We start from the raw sequence: 5406 nt of genomic DNA on the forward strand, positions 1-5406 counted from the left end.
AGAACAACAAGTTCATTGACAAGATTGAAAAGGTAGAAAGATAAGGAAGATACGCTATCAACAAAGAGTTTTATCTACAAGAGCTAGACAAGATTAACAATTTTATTTACAACGAAGAGTTTGATCCTGGCTCAGGATGAACGCTAGCGGGAGGCCTAACACATGCAAGTCGAGCGGGATTCACCTTCGGGTGATGAGAGCGGCGCACGGGTGCGTAACGCGTATGCAACCTACCTCTAACAGGGGGATAGCCCGGAGAAATCCGGATTAATACCCCATAGTATAATTGGATCGCATGGTTTAATTATTAAAGTTCCGGCGGTTAGAGATGGGCATGCGTGACATTAGTTAGTTGGCGAGGTAACGGCTCACCAAGACTACGATGTCTAGGGGTTCTGAGAGGATGATCCCCCACACTGGTACTGAGACACGGACCAGACTCCTACGGGAGGCAGCAGTGAGGAATATTGGTCAATGGGCGCAAGCCTGAACCAGCCATCCCGCGTGAAGGAAGACTGCCCTATGGGTTGTAAACTTCTTTTGTGTACCAAGAATGGTTCCTACGTGTAGGGATTTGACGGTAGTACACGAATAAGCATCGGCTAACTCCGTGCCAGCAGCCGCGGTAATACGGAGGATGCAAGCGTTATCCGGATTCATTGGGTTTAAAGGGTACGTAGGCGGCTTTTTAAGTCAGTGGTGAAAGTTTGCGGCTCAACCGTAAAATTGCCATTGATACTGAAGAGCTTGAGTACAGTTGAGGTAGGCGGAATGTGTAGTGTAGCGGTGAAATGCTTAGATATTACACAGAACTCCGATTGCGAAGGCAGCTTACTAAACTGTTACTGACGCTGAGGTACGAAAGCGTGGGGAGCGAACAGGATTAGATACCCTGGTAGTCCACGCCGTAAACGATGTTCACTCGCTGTTTGCGATATATTGCAAGCGGCCAAGCGAAAGCATTAAGTGAACCACCTGGGGAGTACGCCGGCAACGGTGAAACTCAAAGGAATTGACGGGGGCCCGCACAAGCGGAGGAACATGTGGTTTAATTCGATGATACGCGAGGAACCTTACCTGGGCTTAAATGGGGAGTGACAGACTTGGAAACAGGTTTTTCTTCGGACACTCTTCAAGGTGCTGCATGGTTGTCGTCAGCTCGTGCCGTGAGGTGTCGGGTTAAGTCCCATAACGAGCGCAACCCTTACCGTTAGTTACCATCAGGTTATGCTGGGGACTCTAGCGGGACTGCCACCGTAAGGTGAGAGGAAGGTGGGGATGACGTCAAATCAGCACGGCCCTTATGTCCAGGGCTACACACGTGTTACAATGGCCGGTACAAAGGGCAGCTACACAGCGATGTGATGCTAATCTCTAAAGCCGGTCTCAGTTCGGATCGAAGTCTGCAACCCGACTTCGTGAAGCTGGATTCGCTAGTAATCGCGCATCAGCCATGGCGCGGTGAATACGTTCCCGGGCCTTGTACACACCGCCCGTCAAACCATGGAAGTTGGGGGTACCTGAAGTATGTAACCGCAAGGAGCGTCCTAGGGTAAAACTAATGACTGGGGTTAAGTCGTAACAAGGTAGCCGTACCGGAAGGTGTGGCTGGAACACCTCCTTTCTGGAGCTTTGATAAAACACTTACGATGGATGTAAATTTCTTATCCCTACCTTTTTATTTAAAATATTGAAGAAGAGCAAAACGCGGAAAAGCTGTCAGCTGATGCTTATGGCCAACGAAGCCGAAGCTTGAAAGCAAAGACAGTCCCGTAGCTCAGCTGGTTAGAGCGCTACACTGATAATGTAGAGGTCCCCAGTTCAAATCTGGGCGGGACTACAGCCCGGTAATCAGTACCGATTCACAGTTGGCAGTTTAATACTGCATGCTGCGAATGGAAACTGGAAACTGAACCATGGGGGATTAGCTCAGTTGGCTAGAGCGCTAGATTTGCATTCTAGAGGTCAAGGGTTCGACTCCCTTATTCTCCACCAGGATAAAATAAGGTCGTAAAGACACAACGTTCAAACACATTTACTGACGATAAAGGCAACGCGTAAGCGGGGTGGTTTATCAAAGATAACGCTGGAGCACAAACAGCAAGGTTCGATTCCTTGGTTATCTACATTAAACAGGCATAGCTTGTTTTTGACTCACAACAGTGAGCAGAAAACAGCGAACTGTTTTAAAGTTCTTTGACATATTGGGAAATACAAGAATATGACAACATATTCAACCTTAAAGAATCAAATTATATAGTAATATATAAAATAAGGAGAAAGTTATTAAGGGCGTACGGGGGATGCCTTGGCTCTCATAGGCGATGAAGGACGTGATAAGCTGCGAAAAGTTGCGGGGATTGGCAAATACGAATTGATCCGCAAATATCCGAATGGGACAACCCAGCTGTCGTAAGGCAGTTATCCAATTATATTGGAGGCTAACCCAGGGAACTGAAACATCTAAGTACCTGGAGGAAAAGAAAACAAAAGTGATTCCGTAAGTAGTGGCGAGCGAACGCGGAATAGCCCAAACCATCATTGTTTCGGCATTGGTGGGGTTGTAGGACCACAAGATTCGAATTAACATTAAATGGAATACTTTGGAAAGTTTAACCACAGAAGGTGATAGTCCTGTACATGTAAATTGTTAATAAGATAGTGGTATCCTGAGTAGGGCGGGACACGTGAAATCCTGTCTGAATCTGCCGGGACCATCCGGTAAGGCTAAATACTGATGAGAGACCGATAGTGAACAAGTACCGTGAGGGAAAGGTGAAAAGTACCCCGAACAGGGGAGTGAAATAGTACCTGAAACCGTACGCTTACAAGCGGTAGGAGCATCATTCATGGTGTGACTGCGTGCCTTTTGCATAATGAGCCTACGAGTTAGTCGTCACTGGCAAGGTTAAGTGGTTCAGCCACGGAGCCGAAGCGAAAGCGAGTCTGAATAGGGCGCTTAAGTCAGTGGCGCTAGACGCGAAACCTTTGTGATCTACCCATGGTCAGGTTGAAGTTTTGGTAACACAAAATGGAGGACCGAACCAGGAGACGTTGAAAAGTCTTTGGATGAACTGTGGGTAGGGGTGAAAGGCCAATCAAACTGGGAAATAGCTCGTACTCCCCGAAATGCATTTAGGTGCAGCGTCGTGTTTGAGTCTTATAGAGGTAGAGCTACTGATTGGACGCGAGGGCTTCACCGCCTATCAAATCCAGACAAACTCCGAATGCTATAAGATGCTTCACGGCAGTGAGGGCATGGGTGCTAAGGTCCGTGTCCGAGAGGGAAAGAACCCAGACCATCAGCTAAGGTCCCCAAGTGTATATTAAGTTGGTTAAACGAGGTCTGATTGCTTAGACAGCTAGGATGTTGGCTTGGAAGCAGCCATTCATTTAAAGAGTGCGTAACAGCTCACTAGTCGAGCGATCGGGCGTGGATAATAATCGGGCATCAAATATACCACCGAAGCTATGGATTTATGGTAGGGGAGCATTCCAATCTTGCGTTGAAGGTGCAGCGTGAGCTGTGCTGGAGCGTTTGGAAAAGCAAATGTAGGCATAAGTAACGACAAAGCAGGCGAGAAACCTGCTCGCCGATAGACTAAGGTTTCCTGATCAACGCTAATCGGATCAGGGTTAGTCGGGACCTAAGGTTAAGCCGAGAGGCGATACCGATGGAAGATCGGTTAATATTCCGATACTCCTTTATACTGCGATGGGGTAACGAAGTGATGAAAGATCCGCGTACTGACGGAATAGTACGTTAAAGGGCGTAACTGTTGATCTTAGTAGGCAAATCCGCTAAGAGAGGTGAAACCTGACAGTACCGAGAGCCTTCGGGCAATCGGATAGTGATCCTAAGGGCTTCCGAGAAAACCCTCTAAGCTTCAGGTATAAAGGACCCGTACCGCAAACCGACACAGGTAGTCAAGGAGAGAATCCTGAGGCGCTCGAGTGATTCATGGCTAAGGAACTAGGCAAAATTGACCCGTAACTTCGGGAGAAGGGTCGCTTAGTGCAAGCTAAGCCGCAGTAAAAAGATCCATGCGACTGTTTATCAAAAACACATGGCTTTGCTAAATCGAAAGATGATGTATAAGGCCTGACACCTGCCCGGTGCCGGAAGGTTAAGTGGGGATGTTATCTTCGGAGAAGCATTGAAATGAAGCCCCGGTAAACGGCGGCCGTAACTATAACGGTCCTAAGGTAGCGAAATTCCTTGTCGGGTAAGTTCCGACCTGCACGAATGGTGTAACGATGTGGATACTGTCTCGGCCATGAGCTCGGTGAAATTGTAGTATCGGTGAAGATGCCGATTACCCGCAACGGGACGGAAAGACCCCGTGAACCTTTACTGCAACTTCACATTGATTCTGGGTAAGTGATGTGTAGGATAGGACGGAGGCTATGAAGCGGGTTCGCCAGGATTCGTGGAGCCATCCTTGAAATACGTCCCTTTGCTTACTCGGGACCTAACCCTCGCAAGAGGGGACAGTGTGTGGTGGGTAGTTTGACTGGGGTGGTCGCCTCCAAAAGAGTAACGGAGGCTCCCAAAGGTGCCCTCATGACGATTGGTAACCGTCAGGAGAGTGTAATGGTATAAGGGCGCTTGACTGTGAGACCGACAAGTCGATCAGGTAGGAAACTAGGGCATAGTGATCCGGTGGTTCCGTATGGAAGGGCCATCGCTCAAAGGATAAAAGGTACTCCGGGGATAACAGGCTGATCGCTCCCAAGAGCTCATATCGACGGAGCGGTTTGGCACCTCGATGTCGGCTCGTCACATCCTGGGGCTGGAGAAGGTCCCAAGGGTTGGGCTGTTCGCCCATTAAAGTGGCACGCGAGCTGGGTTCAGAACGTCGTGAGACAGTTCGGTCCCTATCTGTTGTGGGCGTTGGAAATTTGAGAGGACCTGCTGCCAGTACGAGAGGACCGCGGTGGACATACCTCTAGTGTATCAGTTGTGGCGCCAGCTGCATCGCTGAGTAGCTATGTATGGAAGGGATAAGTGCTGAAAGCATCTAAGCACGAAGCCTCCCTCAAGATGAGATTTCCTTTAAGGGTCGTAGGAGACTACTACGTTGATAGGCTGTAGGTGTAAAGGCAGTGATGTCAAAGCCGAGCAGTACTAATTACCCGAAGACTTTCACTTAGGTTTTTAAGGTTGTTTATGAGTTGTATTTTTTTCCCGATATGTTTAACGTATTTAAGTGTTGGTCCTTGCTGATGGCAAGTAAACCAAAGCCGTAAGAATTTAGGTGATTATAGCGGCGGGGTTCCACCTCTTCCCATTCCGAACAGAGAAGTTAAGCCCGCCAGCGCCGATGGTACTGCATTTATGTGGGAGAGTAGGTCGTCGCCCTCTTTTCAAGCCCGTTGTTCTCCAGAGCAACGGGCTTTTTTTAT

At 48.4% G+C, this 5406-nt stretch carries 2 tRNA genes and 3 rRNA genes; all 5 read left to right on the plus strand.

The features are described 5' to 3' along the window. Nucleotides 1-108 precede the first annotated feature (108 nt). A 16S ribosomal RNA gene (locus tag GJV22_RS21995) occupies nucleotides 109-1624 on the plus strand. Between the two features lie 142 nt (nucleotides 1625-1766). Beyond that, nucleotides 1767-1840, plus strand: a tRNA-Ile gene (locus GJV22_RS22000). A 78-nt stretch (nucleotides 1841-1918) separates the two neighbouring features. Then, nucleotides 1919-1995, plus strand: a tRNA-Ala gene (locus GJV22_RS22005). A 281-nt stretch (nucleotides 1996-2276) separates the two neighbouring features. Next, nucleotides 2277-5152, plus strand: a 23S ribosomal RNA gene (locus GJV22_RS22010). 102 nt (nucleotides 5153-5254) lie between these two features. Next, nucleotides 5255-5365: ribosomal RNA gene (gene rrf, locus GJV22_RS22015) — 5S ribosomal RNA — on the plus strand. Together the 16S, 23S and 5S rRNA genes with 2 tRNA genes alongside form the textbook arrangement of a ribosomal RNA operon. Nucleotides 5366-5406 lie beyond the last annotated feature (41 nt).

The organism is Mangrovibacterium lignilyticum (assembly GCF_010882175.1).
Classification (GTDB): domain Bacteria; phylum Bacteroidota; class Bacteroidia; order Bacteroidales; family Prolixibacteraceae; genus Mangrovibacterium; species Mangrovibacterium lignilyticum.